This is a genomic window from Aliivibrio sp. EL58 (assembly GCF_900312675.1).
GTDB lineage: Bacteria > Pseudomonadota > Gammaproteobacteria > Enterobacterales > Vibrionaceae > Aliivibrio.
Genome location: NZ_OMPC01000007.1, coordinates 106,878 through 124,273 on the forward strand (window position 1 = coordinate 106,878; position 17,396 = coordinate 124,273).

At 37.8% G+C, this 17,396-nt stretch carries 5 protein-coding genes; 4 read left to right on the forward strand and 1 reads right to left on the reverse strand.

Features of this window, described 5'->3' with window-relative positions:
• Positions 1–360: 360 nt before the first annotated feature.
• The 3 genes from ED622_RS09050 to ED622_RS09060 are packed head-to-tail and all read left to right on the forward strand — an operon-like array spanning position 361 to position 14,927.
• Complete coding sequence (locus tag ED622_RS09050; protein WP_122033572.1) at positions 361–10,428, forward strand: DUF11 domain-containing protein; 10,068 nt, start codon at positions 361–363, stop codon at positions 10,426–10,428.
• Between the two features lie 39 nt (positions 10,429–10,467).
• A complete protein-coding gene (locus ED622_RS09055) occupies positions 10,468–13,995 on the forward strand; it encodes a hypothetical protein (RefSeq protein ID WP_122033573.1) in 3,528 nt (1,175 codons plus the stop codon).
• 11 nt (positions 13,996–14,006) lie between these two features.
• Complete coding sequence (locus ED622_RS09060; RefSeq protein WP_122033574.1) at positions 14,007–14,927, forward strand: OmpA family protein; 921 nt, start codon at positions 14,007–14,009, stop codon at positions 14,925–14,927.
• A gap of 93 nt (positions 14,928–15,020) precedes the next feature.
• On the opposite strand, the gene ED622_RS09065 is transcribed toward ED622_RS09060, so the two are convergent.
• Positions 15,021–15,848 carry a DUF2797 domain-containing protein gene (locus tag ED622_RS09065; RefSeq protein ID WP_122033575.1) on the reverse strand — a complete coding sequence of 276 codons (828 nt, stop codon included), beginning with the start codon at positions 15,846–15,848 and terminating at the stop codon, positions 15,021–15,023.
• Positions 15,849–16,016: 168 nt separating this feature from the next.
• Here ED622_RS09065 and ED622_RS09070 point away from each other — a divergent pair, with 168 nt between their 5' ends.
• A complete protein-coding gene (locus ED622_RS09070) occupies positions 16,017–17,354 on the forward strand; it encodes a DEAD/DEAH box helicase (protein WP_174213441.1) in 1,338 nt (445 codons plus the stop codon).
• The last annotated feature ends 42 nt before the right edge of the window (positions 17,355–17,396 follow it).

A 17,396-nucleotide genomic window follows, 5' to 3' on the forward strand; every position in this document is an offset into this window, starting at 1 on the left:
AGCCAGTAACAAACTTGAATAGGTTGTTTCGAAGCTGGATCAAACCCAGCTAAATTCAAAACTTGGTAATTGGTAACACGAATAAAAAGGAGGCTTTAAGTCACCTTTTTATTAACTGAATTAATGAATTTCTGATACTTATTTACTTTGTAAATGATAATTTAAGAAAAATAAAAAAACATGGGGAATAGATCTCACGAATAAACTTTTGTTAACTCATTCTCACAAATGTTACATGTATTAATTTAATATGAACAGAACTTAACGTTACCATGTCATTAAATTGACTATTTACTCTATAGTGAGTTTGTTCTGGTATTAACATTTTGACAGTTTGATTTGATGAGTTTATTGATAAGTATGTTTATTTCTCGATTTAGCTACAATTTATTTAATAAGTTACTGGTGTTATTTACCAGTTTATTCTTTTCTACTTCTGTACTTTCGGCAGACTTAGCGATTGAAGTAAAGGTGAATGACCCTGTATACCAAAATAATGAAATTGTTGCCTATCAGATAACAATTACCAACTCATCTCTAAATACAATTAATGATATTACTGTCTCGGCAGATTTTCTGTCTACAATGTCAGGGTCTGAACCCGCTTTTCAATCGACGGAAATTTCAGGCTCTGCTACTTGGTTCTCTAATAAAGGGGATTTTAGTTCGTCGGGTGACCTTATGGTTAGCAATGCCAAATTACAACAGGGTGGTGTGTTAACTTACACTGTTTTAGCAAGAGTTTCAGATACCGCTATTACTGATATTTCCATTCAAGCAAATGTAACTTCATCATCCGAAAATATTGATTCAAATACACAAATAATCACACCCGCACCTTATGAATATACATTGACTCTTTCTGTCGATAAAAGCCAATACGCATTAAATGATCTATTAACTTATACATTAAAAGCCGAAAATACAGGCAGTTATAAAGTACAGCACCTAGCCATTAACCAATTGTTTTCCTCTTTAGCGGTTGAATCTATTGATGGCAATTTAGTTTCTCCATTTTCATCGGCTTCTATCACAGCAAAAAAAAGTGGAGCAGACAGTGAAACTGGTACTTTTGTTTCACAAGGAGATCTTGCTGTTAGTGATGCTACTCTTGATGTTAGTGGAAGCATAACCTACACAATCAAAGCTGCTGTTATTGGTACTTTGGTCGGTGACATTGTCACTTCTGCTGACTCAGTAACCAAAGAAGGGAACCTAAGTAGTAACCAACTCACAACGCCACCAATTATTGGTGAGTTGACCATTACAAATCATGAATTTGAAAATACAACGCCTTATTTGGTTAATGGCGAAATGAAAGTTCATCTTAGTGTTGAAAATACCGGCGGTGGTATTGTTCATAACTATCATGTTCAACATAATATTGCCGCATTGTTAGCAACTTTAGGTAACGATTTAAATGAGCTTAATTTTGATCAGATTGACGTACAAGGAAACCCATATAATTCTTGGGTATCTAAAGTAAATACTATTGGTAGCAATTCAGTATCGGCTCTTAATAACAGTGGTGAATTAACAGATACAGCATTTGATGATGTGGTTTCTGTATATCCTGGTGAGACAATTGATTATTTGATTTCAGCAACAATCACACCTGTAACTATCGGTGAAATTAAGAATTTAACCGCAAAAGCCTTAAAATCTGATGGGTCTTTAGCTAGCTCGGTGAGCCAAATTACGACTCCGATTAATGCTGAAAAAGTGCTACAAACTGCCGACCCAGAAATTAAAATCACTAAATCGACATCACAAAGTCAGTATACCCCAGGCGGTGAGGTGGTTTATGACATTACGGTTGAAAATACGTCAAGTAAGTACTTTGCTAACAATTTGATTGTTGTCGATAAATTATCATGTATTAAAACAGAGCAAGCGGGTGGTGCAGGCTCGGCAAGTGCTTTTAAATCATGGAAGTTAGAAGTTACTGATGGCAGTGATAATCAAGGAACAGATGCGGGTAAATTTACAGCGTCAGGAACGGGGGATGTAGTTGTTTCACCCGATGTCGCTCCCGGTAAAAAGGTTATCTATAAACTGACAGCTACGGTCAATGACACTAGCGTTGGGATTATTATTGATAATGATCCAAGCTGTACCGATGATGTCATAGAAGATGGTACTGGGGTTGAAATGCCTGATGACAGTTTATCGGTAACAAAAGATGTCGATTCTTATTATTATTCATCAGGTCAATTGCTTACTTATACTATAAAAGTAACAAATAACGGCGATGGTTTTGCCGATCAAGTTTCTGTTGTTGATGATTTAACGGCAATTATGGTGACTGATATTTATGGCAACTCTGTTCCCGCTTATTCTTATTGGACAGTTACAGCAAGCGCGGAGCATATTGATGGAACCCCTGCAAACTCAACAGATACAGGGCTCTCCGGATCTATTGTTTATCCCGATGTTTTAGATGTAAAAGCGACAATTGAACCAAAAACTACAATAACTTACACCATAAGTGCAAGAACAATTGCAACAGCAAATAGTACGATAACAAATGAGGTGATTGTTGATGGTAAAGCAATCGCAGATAGAGGATCTGTACCAAGAGATTTCAATGTTTCTATAAATAAATCGGTAAAAATTGATGGTGCAGCAACCTTTAGTGGAGAGCAAACGTCATATTCAAAGCCGGCAACAATAGTTACGTATCAACTTGTATTAAAAAATGAAAAATCAAATGGTTATGCTACTAATGTAAATATTGTAGATCCTATTTCGAGTGTTCAAGCGGATATATTAGAACCGGATAATACTCAAATTCCAGTATTTACTACTTGGACAATTGCAACGGAAAAAGAAGTAATTGATGCTTCTGGTTTGTCATCACAAGAAGAAGCAGAGCTTTTGGCTGCTACTGATGTAGGTATCGTCGAGAATAATAAAGACTTAAATACAACAGCACAAATCCCGCCGAATGTACGCATTATTTATACGATTACAGCACAGATTGACCGTACTGATGATAATAAAATTGTTTGGGGAAAGTTTAATAATATTGCCACAGTTTCTACACCAGATAATGGAAAGTCGAATAGTGATAATGCATGGGTTCATCCTAAAGATCCGGATGTATTGGTAACTAAAACAACGCCTAATGATGTGTTTAAAGTTGGAGAAACTGTCGAGTTCAATATTTATGTTTTCAATAAAGGAGCAGGTTATGCCAATGACGTAGATGTCAGTGATGATATTATTGGCATGGACGTATTTGAACCAGGTTGGACAATTCAAGCAAGTACAGAAGGACACCCTAAGAGTGGCAGTTATGCTGATATAAAGTCAACGTGGCCAGATGGTGGAAATATTCAATCTAAAGTTGATATTGATCCAAAAGAATCATCTGGTGATTATAATGGCATGGGCTATGTTGTTTATAAAGTCACTGGCACGGTTAAATCCGATTATGTGAAAGATGAAATATCAAATACGGTAGAAATCCATGATCCTGCTACAGGTACGGATCATTCATCAACGGCAGAAATAGGTAAAGGGGCCGTAACAGAAAAATTTAATATATCGATCTTAAAAACTTCAGATAAAGTGAAAGTAGTTCCTGGTGAAGATATTACCTATAGCATATCATTATTGAACAACAGTACGACGATAACGGCAAAAAGGCTGACTGTTGCCGATTTAATGACTCAAATAAAATCGGTATTAGCAAACGATAAAGATGATCATTTTGAAAATGATGTAAACCAGTCTCCCTTTGACTATTGGCAAATAAAACTTGATGGTGAGGCCTCTTTTGGCCCTCAAAATACGGATGATTTTATTTATCCAGCAATAGGGTCATCTGATGTATTAGAGCTTGCACCACAAGAAGTAAAAACCTTTCAAATTAAGGCTAGGGTTAAAGATAATTACGTTGGTACGGTAATGTCAGGCTCATTAACGAATTTACTGCCTAATGATGCTTATGTTTATCGTGATTTTGGAGAAGTGACAGAACAATCTCATATTTCACATCATGAAAATGAAATTACTTGGAATGGTGCTGATACCATTAGACAGGTGTTGGTTAATGGTTCTCCTAATCAGTATTACAGCCCTGGTGATGAATTAACTTATACCATCAAAGTGCTTTCTAAAACGGGTTACTTAAATAACCATAAAGTATCTGAGGATATTTTAGGTTTGAACGTTCTACTTATGGACGGTACTTCAGAAAACCCATTCACAAACGTATTCTCTGTTGATGTAATTAAAGATGATGCTAATGGTGGTCGTGGTACTACGGATGGTACCCTCGACGGAACGGTTGAAAATAATAAAAATATTAATACCACAATAGATGTAGCCGGTGGTGATTATGTTTTATATACAGTAAAAGGTATTGTTCGTGATGATGCCGTAGGTGATATTGATATTGGTGGTATAACGATTCGACCAAATGAGTTTCATTTAACCTTCTCTAAAGAAGTTGATGAGATTAACTATAAACCGGGAGAACCTCTAACTTACCATTTGCTTATTACTAATGACGGAAAAGGTAATGCTTACGATATTCCTGTACTTGATGAAATATCAAAAGTTCAGGTTGAGCTTGTCGATGGTAATTTAGGCCCTGCATTTATGTCTGGTTGGACAATAAACCCAGTTGTCACTGGTGGTTCTACTGGAGGTAATGCCCAAGTAGGTACGGTAACAGATGGAAAAGACATTAATACAAGAGCATCTATCCCAGCAGGTGCGACCATTGATTATGTCGTGACTACAACCGTAAACCCTAAAGCTGTTGGGGATATTATTAACATATTATCAGTTAATGGTGACCGAGTGAGTGCCATATCTAAGCCTGATGCTCAAAAATTTGATTATTCAAAAGCCATTTTAGCTTATTACGATACTGATGGTGTTACTAAGTTGAGCTCTGGTTTAGCTGGCTATAAACCGGGGGGATTTGTTGAATATCAAATTGAAATTATTAATGACAATGAAGTGCATTTAGATAATGTTGCGATTACTGACAGGATTCAATCAGTAACAACAGATTGTTATTACCCCAATACAGGTAGTGTACAGACATGTCCTGCTTTTGATCGTTGGGAAATCATAACGGAAACGGATAGAAGTCCAATATCTAATCCGGGAATCGTTAAAGATAACGAGAATATTGACACAACCTTTGATCTAGCTGCAAAAAGTGCCACTCCATTAGGCTCGTTTGTTAGGTATAAAATAAAAGCTCATATAGTAGAGAAGGCTGTTGGCGAGTTTAAAAATGAAGCGCTCATCGCGGGCCGGTTTCATGTGAGTTCTGATCGTTCCGTTATGCTACCTTCGGTCATTAAGAAAACACATAAAGCCTATTCAGATAGCAGCTTTAGTGCTGTTAAAACGACTTATAATCACCAAGTTGATGATCAGAAAGTTTATTATCACTTACGTTTAGAGAATAATGGTGATGGTACTGAGTATGGCAAATCGTTGGTTGAGAAGTTCTCAGAATTAAAAGTGAGATTAGCACAAACGGCTTTAGGCCAAGGTGATAACGAGAAAGGTATCGTATATCAACCAAACGGTTGGAGTGTTACAGCGACAACTTCAGGCGAATCGATGACTTCTATTGGTTCCTATGTTGGTGGTGTTAATGCAGATATTGATTTGGCTTATGTGTCTATTGCACCTAATGGATGGATCGACTTCGTAATGGAATCACAAATTCGTGACGATAGCTTAGATGCCATTCAAATTAAGCCTTTATATAATGGCAGTGGTTTTTCAAAATCACATATTAATTCAGACCCTAGTGGACTGGAAGTTACTAAAAAGATCATATCAATTGCAGGCAATTCTTATAGTAGCGGTGACACTTATAAGCCGGGTGACAGTGTAGAATATCAATTTGTTGTAAAAAACATTCAACCTGTTTGGCGTGATAATACGATCATTCAAGATTTACTTTCTGAATTAAAAGTAGAAGTTATTGGTGGGGCGATAGAGCCTGCATTAATCAACACCAATATTACGGATGTAGTAACAACAGGTTTGGATGCTGATATTGATACAAAGCCTTTAGATTACGATCCTAAAGATGATCTTGATATTAAAGCGTCAGATGGCTTAGATATTGCTCCAATGGAAGAGATTACTTTTACCATTACTGGTGATATTCGTGAAGATGCTGTTGGGGTTGTTGACGCCAATACGGCAATAGGTGGTAATAACACAGTTACAACAGATCCTATTCCACCAGTAGCACCTTTATTAGTATTTGAAAAAACAGTGATTAACACAACATCAGACAGTAATACGTGTTCATTTCCGTCAACGACTGGCAGTGGGTGTCAATACAACCCAAGCGGACAAGTGACTTATGAAGTCATGGTGCGAAATGACGGTGAAGGTACTGCTAATGATATCGTAATAAAAGATTTAGTTAGCGCTTTAAAAACTTCAGATGGTATCGATGCATTTACATCAAGTAATGTGCATCTTATTGAGCAGCCAGATCCTTCTCGATTTTCTATATCTGGACAATATGATGGTTCATCTGATTTAAACGCAACGTTTGATTTAATGTCTGGGGACAGCCTGAAGTTTGAGATATCAGGAGCGGTGTCAAATAATGCTACAGGGTCAATAGTAAATACCGCTCAGATAGATGGTGTAAATTCTAATGATGTAACATTGGCAGCGGGCACGGCTAAGATAGTTGCCATGAAAGCCTCTGATATCAGCACTTATTCACCAGGGCAGCCAATTAAATACACTATTCGAGTATTAAATAAATCTGATACCAACACTGAAGTTACGGTTGTTGATTCTATCTCTACATTTATGGTTGAAACAGCAGACGGCTCTATGCAACCAGCTTTAGGGTCATGGTCAATCACTTCACGTGTAATTTCTGATGGTGATCATGATTCATCTCCGAGTTATACCGATATCAGTAGCTTACCAACAAGTGGAGACATTAATTCTGTTATAAAAATGGCAGCAAGAAATACTGATTCAACCATGACAGAAGTTGAGATTGTTATTGATGGTGTGATCAGAAAAGATGCGATTGGCCAGTTTACAAACACGGTAACTGTCAACGGAGCAAAGTATCAAGTTGATGTCGGCTATATTGTTCCAGAAAAGGGGGAGTTATCCGTAACAAAAACTGCATCTAAAATTCCGGCTACTTATGTTCCTGGGGAGACAATTGGGTTTGATGTTCAAGTTGAGAATACAGGTGGTGGCTATGTAACTAATGCCAATATTAGCGATCTAAGTAAATCAATAAAAACTGATTTTGCAGGCCAAGCCAGAGAAGGACGCGCATTTGAACAGTGGGACATTACTGATGTATCAGTTATTGGAGCGGAACCGTCATTATCACAAATGGTAGCAGGCAGTGAAGTTACAGGGACTGATGGCTATGAGGTTAATTACAATATCGCACCATCACATATCATCAATCTGCATCTAGAAGGAAAAGTAAACGATGATGCAATGGGGGATATTACTAATATTGTTAATGTTACAGATGTTGAAAACAAAATAAAAAGAGCAGAAGCTACTTATACACCGGAAAAAGCATCATTAACGGTAACGAAAGTAGTAGATAAACCAATCTATGAAGCTGGTGATACATTAACGTATACCATTAAAGTGACAAATACGACTGCAGCATGGGCCAAAGATGTCCAGATTAGTGATTTTGTATCTACAATTGAAAGCCCAACAATCGATGGAAATACATTAACTGCATTTGATCCCGCTTCTATTAGTATTTCTGGAAGTTCATTAACCGGGCATACGGTTATCCCAACGATTACTTCCGGTGACATTAATGGAATGATTGAGATTGCTCCAAACGATGAGTTGGAAATTAACATTAGCGGTAAGCTACTACCAATGATTCACGGTGAAGTTAAAAATACAGTTACCGTTGAACTGGATGGTGTTACTCAAACCGCAGAAGCGATTAGCCTTCCTATTATTCCAGTCGTTACTTTACTAAAAGAAGCGCCGGTTGAGACCTATGTTCCAGGTGAAACATCAGATTTTGTTATTACCGTGACCAATGGCACCAATGGCTTTGCCGACGACATTAAATTAGACGACATCATTTCAGCTTTAACTGTAGAAACGATAGATGGCATACAAGAGCAAGCATTCAGCCATTGGGTTCTAGATGTTGAAGCGAATGATTCTGATACCGTTATAACACGAACCAGTTCGACGATTAATGAAGATATTCAGGTCAATATTGATCTCGCTCCGCTTGATACCGTGACATTTACAGTTAGCGGAGAGGTGAATGTAAAAGCCACTGGTGTTATAAAAAATACCGCCACAATGGAATTTAATGGCATAACAGTAACGGATGATGCCGAATTAAAACCTGCAGCACAAAATGTCTCTTTTATTAAAACAGTAAAAGATGGGTCTCAAGAGGCGAAATACATTGCAGGAGAAGAAGCAGAATTTCATATTACTTTAGTAAATAATGCAGCTAGCTTTGCTCAAAATATACAGATCATCGACATCATTAGTGACCTACAAGTAACGACAATCTTAGGTGCAACTGAAGATGCGTTTAGTTCATGGGATATTAACTATGACATACAAAATGATAAATACAGCACAACAACAATTGATCCACTGCCGCTAGGGAAAGATATCGATGTTACTGTTGATTTAGCACCAAATGCGACAATTGATTTTATTGTTAAAGGCATTGTAAATTCCAATGCTCTGGGCGACATCTCGAATACAGCAAGTATGGATGATGGCGTAACAACGATAGACTCAACTGCCGTGTTAAAGCCAGAAGAAGTGGTTTTAATGGTGAAAAAAATCGCAGATAAAGCAGAATACACAAATGATGACGACGAAATTACCTTTACACTAGGTGTTACGAATCGAGGCTCAGCAGATGTATCCGGAGTACGCTTAGTTGATGAAATTTCAGCGCTTCAAGGGGCTAATGGTAACCCACTATTTACTGAGTGGACGGCAAAAGTTATTGAGTTTCCGGGGTCAGCAGTTATCGAAACCCAAGATTCGATAGATCTTAACTCAACACAGACTCTAAAAGCTTATGAAGGTAATGCTTTTGAAATTATCGTTGTCGGTAAAATAGGTAAAGGACTTGATGATGATATTACTAACACTTTTACGGTGACCACACCAAGTGGAATAACAGCAGAAGACAGCGTCACAATACACGTTAAGAAGTTTGCAGATAATGAAGGTGAACTTCAAGTAACTAAAAGAGCACTTAAAGACAGCGCTCAAGTAGGTGATGTTATTGAGTATGAAGTGATTATTGAAAATCACAATGAAGCCGAATTTAAAGGCGTTAAACTAGAAGATAGATACCCATCAGGTTTCCAATACCTTGAAGGTTCGACTGAAATTACTAACAGTGGTCCAGATGGCGAATTTGATACATTTGATGATGTATTTACCAACCAAGACCCAAGCATCACCAGCGTTTTAACATTCAATATTGGCGATATGTTGGCGTATGGTTCAAGCGGTTCAACAATTCAAGAGAAAGTTCGTGTTCGATACTTATTGCGAGTCACGGTAGGTGCCACATTTGGCAGTTATGTGAATACGGCTTATGCCATGACACCGGCAGAAGGAATGACAAGCGGACCATTAGAAATTAAATCAAACATGAGTAGCGCAACGGTTGAAATAACCCCTGATAAGCTATTTGATACCGCTTCAATTATCGGGAAAGTGTTTGAAGATCATAATGGTGATGGTTACCAAGCAGAAGCCACTGCATTTGATATTACGATCACTGCTGATATTCCGTCATCCGTTTATGTCGTGAATTCAACGACTTTAGAAATTCAAGGCCAAGAAGAGGCGCTTACTGAAAAAGAAGTAGCACCAATAAATAAAAGTATTGTTATTGACCATTTATTTGGGCTTTCTAGAAACAGAACCTTACCTGAAGGCAATAAAGCGGTACTTCAATTTGCAACCACCACTCGAGATAAGTTTGATTTTACGGTAACGACTGAAGATGGCACTCATATACTGTTCAAAAAAGATGATTCAGTGATCACAAGCCATACCGATGAGCGTCAAGAGGGCCTAACCGGAGAAAATCTGAACATCACTCGAAATCTCTATAAAGATGGCTCTTATTATTTATGGGAAATTATCATAGAGAATATGGGGTTATATGAAGATGGTATTCCTGGCGTTAGGCTACTTACGGTTGAAGGTATTATTATTGAAACGGATCAATATGGTCGCTATCACGTGCCAGATCAGTGGGTATTGGATAAAAAAGGCAAACAATTCCTTGTAAAGGTTGATAGTGATTCATTGCCAACAGGCATGACCGTTATCAGTGAAAACCCAAAGGTGTTACGTATAACACCGCACGCACTGACAAAATTTAATTTCAGTATTCAAAGCAAAGATGAAAAATAACTCAATATAAAAATAAGAATAGAAGTTATTAGGAGATATATGAACGTATTTAAAAAGAGTCAGTTAACGGTGTGCGTGTTATCCGCATTACCTATAATGGTGCTCGCAAAAAATACCGACAATTTACAGCAGTTGGATTCAGACAGTATGGGTATTTCAGTAGATGCCCATGAACAAACAGACAGCTCTCGCATCTATTTAGAGGAAGGGGCTATTTGGGCAAGTCGTGATATCACTAAATTTGATCCAGTATTGGATTTAAGCGTTAACGATGAAGTTGAAATTTCGGATGGCAGTTTAGTTAATTCAGTGAATTTTTCAGTTAACACAAACTACAGTTATTACATAAAAACGTGGCAGCTAGAAGTATATCGAGGCGCTGATCGCCATTTGTCAGAGCCTTTAGTGATAAAAAAAGGTGATACTTTAGCCAATAGCACCGATATTGAATGGGATGGTTCTACGGATGTGGATTATCAATTTAAGCTTGGCGAGCAATTATTGTTTAGACTTAAAGTGTGGGATAAAGATGGCAATATGGATGTTACCACTATTGGTGTGGTTGATTTAGTTCGTCCAGATAAAGATTTGTCGATAGATAAGAATGAAAATGATGAAGATAATGGTCGTCATTTTGGGAAGTCGACCCTAATGCGTCATAACATTCCAACCTCATCAGGATTGGCTAAATTTATTGGTACAGGACTAGATGGTGTTGATAAAGTTATTATTGGAGAAGATGAGTTTGATGTTACAGAAGGAAAACTTTACGCCGAAATATTCTTACCAACTGACGCTTATCGATTTCCTACGACGGTCGTATTTGACTCTGGTGAAGAGCGTCGTTTTTCATTGTACGCACGAATTCCTGACACCTACTATGCGCAAGCAGGTCTAGCTGATTTTTATGTCGGTGCAAATCGTGTTGGTGGTAGTGCTGGAGCACTAGAGGTTAATGACCAGTATGCTAAAGATATCTATAACCAAGGGCGTCTCGCCTATTTCGGGCAAGGTAAATTTGGAGATAAACTGCGCGTTGTTGCCCATGTCGATACTAAAGAAAGTGCCGTAAAAGACATGTTTAAAAATCCATTTGCAGCCAATGACAGTTCAACTGTTTTTGATATTGTCGATGGAGATGATGAGATGATGTATGGCAACTATGGCGATGGTGCGAATATCCAAAAAGTTGTCAATACCAAAGGTAAAGTGTATTTGGATGTTCAATATGATAAATCTCAATACCTATGGGGTAACTTTAATACAGGAATAACAGGAACAGATAACGGTGATTACAATCGAAGCCTTTATGGTTTTAGAGGGGATTATCGAACAAGAGAAACCACTATATATGGTGAAGACCGCTTAAATATTGTTGGTTTTGCATCACAAGCTGATTCTTTGTACTCACATGATGAATTTTTAGGTACTGGTGGTTCACTGTATTTCCTACAGCATGGTGAAGTACTTCCAGGCAGTGATAAAGTCATGATAAAAGTCATGAATAAAGACAGTGGTATTGTCGAGAAGGAACTTCCATTACAACCTGGTCGAGATTATGAAATTGATGAGTATCAAGGCCGAATTATTTTAACTCGTCCTTTATCTGATATTGTTTCAGACAGTTTTGGTTCGGTCATTGATGACTCTCCACGTGGTGGTTATGAGAATTACCTTTCAGTTGACTATGAATATGTTCCTCGCGGAAAAGATGCTCAAGATGCAATGGCTTATGGTGGCCGAGTTAAAGGTTGGGCGAACGATTATATTGGTATTGGTGCTACTTATATTACGGAAGAGAAAGACAGCCAAGATTACGAATTGTATTCAACAGACCTAACGCTTCGAGCAACAGAAGGTACCTATTTAAAAACGGAATTTGGTCATACGACAGGAACACAGGCAGACAGTAACTTTGTCTCTTTTGATGGCGGTTTGACTTTCACACCAATTTCATCAGGTAATACGGATGATCGTGAAGGTAATAATATACAAGTTCTTGGTGTAGCAAGTTTATATGACTTAGCGCCAGAATTATTTGGGGCAGTAGGTAATGACGTTAAAGCCTGGTACAAATCTAAAGATGCTGGTTACTCTTATGCAAGTCAAAGCGATGATTTAGAGCAAGAGTCTTACGGTACTGAAGTTCGCTTACAAGTGAGCGACCGTGTTCAAATATCTACACGTTTTACCTCGATGGAAGAGAAAGAGCTAGATGGCACCTTAGAAACAGACACAGAGCAAATTGAAGCTGAAGCGCAATTTTTGGTTACTGAACATATAAAACTGTCAGTGGCAGGTAAGCATATTCAAGAGCTGAATCAGCAAAAAGAATCAGGGACAGGATCACTGGCTGGAGCCAAAGCAGAATATTTGTGGGACAGCGAAAATAGCGTCTACATTAAGGGGCAAACTACTGTCGATGCGACGGATTCTTATGATGATAATGACAGCATCACTCTTGGTGCAGAAACCCGTGTTTTAGACGATTTAACGCTAGGTGGCGCGTATACCACGGGCAGTCGAGGTGATGCTGCAGAAGCAACGGTAAATTATGATGTAACTCAAGATTACTCGACTTATGTCACCTATATTGATGATAATTATCAAGACCAGAATAACGTTATTTTAGGTCAGAGAGCAGCATTAACACAAACCGTCGATTTCTATCAAGAAAACCAATTTGTTAATGAGAATAATGGCAAAGGGCGCATTGATTCGTTTGGCTTTGATAATGAATTTACCGATGATATAGATATTGGTATTGCTTATCAACAAGGCGAAATTGAATACAATAATGATCCAGATAATAGCATTACTGGCATTGTTTATCGTAAGGCAGTGAGCTTTAATGTTAGTTTCGATCTCGATGATGTCTTATTGAAAAATAAGATCGAATACCGCGTAGATGAAACTGAAGAAACGAATGAAAAAATAGAGCAGTGGGTAACAACCAATAGTTACACTCACCACTTAACGGAAGAATACACTGTATTTGGTAAGTTTAATTATTCTCGCTCTGAAAATGAAACAAACAATGAAATGTTAGCGCGATTTATTGAATCAAGCATCGGCTTAGCCTACCGTCCTATTTATAACGACAAACTTAATCTGTTAGCACGCTATACCTACTTAGTTGATTTTGATAATTTAAATCGAGACGTAGAATATTCTGATGAAGAAAGCCACATCATCGAAACAGAAGCAATTTATTCGTGGGATGCGCATTGGGACTTTGGTGCTAAATACGCTTATAAAGATAAATACGAACGTTTTGACCGAGCTTCTGGTGCTACTGTTGATGTCAACAGCCAAATTTATCTGACGGGTCTTAGCGCTTCTTATCGTATTATGAAAAATTGGGATGTCACTGGGCAATATCATTGGAAGGTTGATACACAATATGACGAAATGGAAGACGGCGCATTAATTTCATTTAATAAACACCTAACAGATAACTTTAAAATGGGTATTGGTTATAACTTCTCTCGTTTTGATGACAATTTAACGAATGATGATGATTATGATGCAAGAGGGGTCTTTATTAACCTCATTGGCAAAATTTAAAGGAAGAGAAGATGAATAGAAAAAAACAATTACTGGTTGGGTTAAGTCTTCTTTCTTTATTTGGGTGCAGCACAGACACCTATGTTAGCCAAGAGAATATTGATAAATACGATGAACGAGTTCAAAAGTTTTTAATCGCAGAGTGTTTAGTTCCTCAACGAGAAATTCAAATTGGGGTGGCAGAGCATTTTGAATTTGATCAATCAGAAGTCATGGAAGCTGATTTTCCGTCACTGAATCAGTTTGTTCGTGATATAGAAAAGCTAAAAGGGCGAGTTGCTATTGTTGGTCATACGGATTACCAAGGATCAGTAAAATACAATGAGCAGTTATCACTTAGACGAGCAGAATCTATAAAAGCGTATTTACTACAAAATCTTAATGCTGACAATTATGAGTGGGAAATAAAATACTACGGTGAGAAAAAACCATTAGTTGAGGGCAAAACGCTAGAAGCAAACGCCGCTAACCGTCGTGCTTTCTTAGTGTTTGAGCAAACTGTCGAAAAAGAGACAAACCCTGCTTGTTTACCACCAGAGCCAAAGCGTAAAGTTTATGTCACGATGGCATCTCACTTTGATTTTGATAAATCGATATTAAAAGAAAAAGATAAGATTGAGTTAGACAAGTTAGGGTTAAAGCTAGAAGGGTTAACTGGACGAATTTTGATTGCGGGGCATACAGATTATCAAGGTTCTGTAAGTTATAACGAGAAACTAGCTAGAGAACGTTCAATTGCGGTTCAAGAGTACTTAAAAACGAGAGTAGATCCAACGCAGTTTGTATGGGAAGTAAAATCGTTTGGTGAAAATGACCCGATTATTGAAGAGCACTCTTTGAAAGCCAATGCCGAAAACCGTCGTGCATTTGTTGTTTTTAAAGAAGGCCCATTACCTGAAGAGAAGATTGAATCGTTGACAGAGAAAGAGTGATTTTTTATTAAAGGCTTTTCTAAGTAGCACTTACCTTAGAAATAAAATAATTAGGGAAGGGCATTCATTTATACAATGGACGCCCTTATTAAGTTACGCGGTCACGGTTACTTCATAAGACCCGAATTTACGAATATTAATCACACCCGTATCAAACAGTAAATATTGACCTTTTATGCCATTTAATACGCCAGTAACTTCAGGATTTTTATCAAAGTTATGGCTGATAATTTTGGTTGGAAATTCATTGACTGGGAATGTGATATCAAGAATATTCTCATCTAATAGTTCAACAGAATCTTCACCGTGTTCAACTTGAATTTTAGCGATGGTTTCTTCAACTTGTGGTAATAACTCTAATGCCGCTTCTTTTAAGGCTAGAGGCTCATTATTGCCTTTTAGCAGAGTGCGCCAATTGGTTTTGTCAGCGATTAATTTTGCTAATTCAATTTCAACTAATCCTGAAATTAAACGGTTCTTAACTTTAGCTATCGGTAACCCTTGTGTTGCACCTTGGTCAATCCAGCGCGTCGGGATTTGAGTATGGCGAGTAATACCCACTTTTATGCTCGACGTATTTGAAAGATAAACATAGTGGTCCACAAAACAGTTATCTTCACCCCATTGTGGCTCACGACAAGTCCCTTCTGCAAAATGACAAGTTTCAGGCTTCATGATGCACATGTCACAGCTTGCCAGTTTTTTCATACAAACAAAACAGTGGCCTTGAGAGTAACTTTTCTTTGTTTTTTTACCGCAAGAACAACAGAAAATATTGCCCGTATGCGTTAGTGTTAGTGTTTTACCAATGAGTGCGTTGAGTTCGACTTCTTCTTCACCAACAGGTAGGCGATATTGAACCGCACCGTCAAGCAGTGATGCGCGCATTTTTGCTAATGTTCCAGTAATTTGAATGCTCATAGACTTTTCTACTTTTCTTATAATTTAAGTTAGTTTTTTTATGCGTTAAGACTTTCTATCTGTTTGTGCATATTGTAGCAAGATAAACGACACTTATGCTATACTCCGCCGCATTAGACCAGAATGACTGGTTACCCATCAACAATACTCGAAATTGGAGTGCAGCTTTTGCAATTTAAAGATTTAGGTTTAGATAATCGCCTATTAAAAAATCTCGCTCACCAGAACATCAAAAAACCGACAGAAATTCAGCGTAAAGCTGTCCCTGTTGCGATGGCAGGTAAAGACATTCTTGCATCATCAAAAACAGGTTCAGGTAAAACGTTAGCGTTTGTCTTGCCAATGCTTCATAAATCACTGAAATCAAAATCGTTCTCTAAGAATGATCCTCGTGCAGTGATCTTGGCACCAACGCGTGAATTAGCAAAACAAGTATACACACACCTACGTAGCATGTTAGGTGGGTTAAGTTATGACGCTACCCTAATTACGGGTGGTGAAAACTTCAATGACCAAGTAAATGCACTGCGTAAATTCCCTAAATTTATCGTAGCAACACCAGGTCGTTTGGCTGATCACCTAGAACATCAATCTTTGTTCTTGAATGGTCTTGAAACCTTAATCCTTGATGAAGCAGACCGTATGCTTGATCTAGGCTTTGCTGAGCATCTTCAGAAGATCCATAAAGCAGCGAATCACCGTCGTCGTCAAACATTAATGTTCTCTGCAACATTAGACCATGATGCAGTGACTCAGTTTGCTGGTAATATGCTTGATAATCCTAAGTTTGTTTCTGTTGGTTTATCAACAGATGAACATACTGATATTACACAAAGCTTTTACTTGTGTGATCATTTAGATCATAAACAAGCTTTATTAGACAAAATCATTGAGACGGAAAAATACTTCCAAATCATGATTTTCACAGCTACTCGCGCTGATACTGATCGTCTAACTGAACTACTTAATGAGCGTAAGCTTAAAGCAGTAGCGCTAAGTGGTGACATGAACCAAACCGCTCGTAATAACATCATGAGTCAGTTTGAGCGTCGTGCACACAAAATTCTAGTTACGACGGACGTTGCTTCTCGTGGTTTAGATTTAACTAGCGTAACTCACGTTATCAACTTCGATATGCCAAAACATATGGAAGAATACGTTCACCGTGTTGGTCGTACTGGTCGTGCCGGCAAAAAAGGGACGGCAATTTCTTTAGTAGGACCAAAAGACTGGGAAAGCTTTAAGCGTATAGAAAACTTCCTGCAGAAAGAATTAACGTTCTCTGTATTTGAAGATCTAAAAGGCAAATTTAAAGGTCTTGTACCTAAGAAGAAACGTACGTTTGTTAAGAAAGGCGACGCTAAGAAAACGACAGCGAAACATGGTTCTCACAAACCAAAAACAGCTAAGAAGCGTGATAACTCATTCCACACCAATGTAGCTGTGGGTGATCAAGTGTTTATGCCGAAGAAAAAATCAAAGACGTTGATTGTTGATGACGAGTAAGACTGATTTTTAAGTCTTTTTGTTTAAGAGAATAAAGTTTAA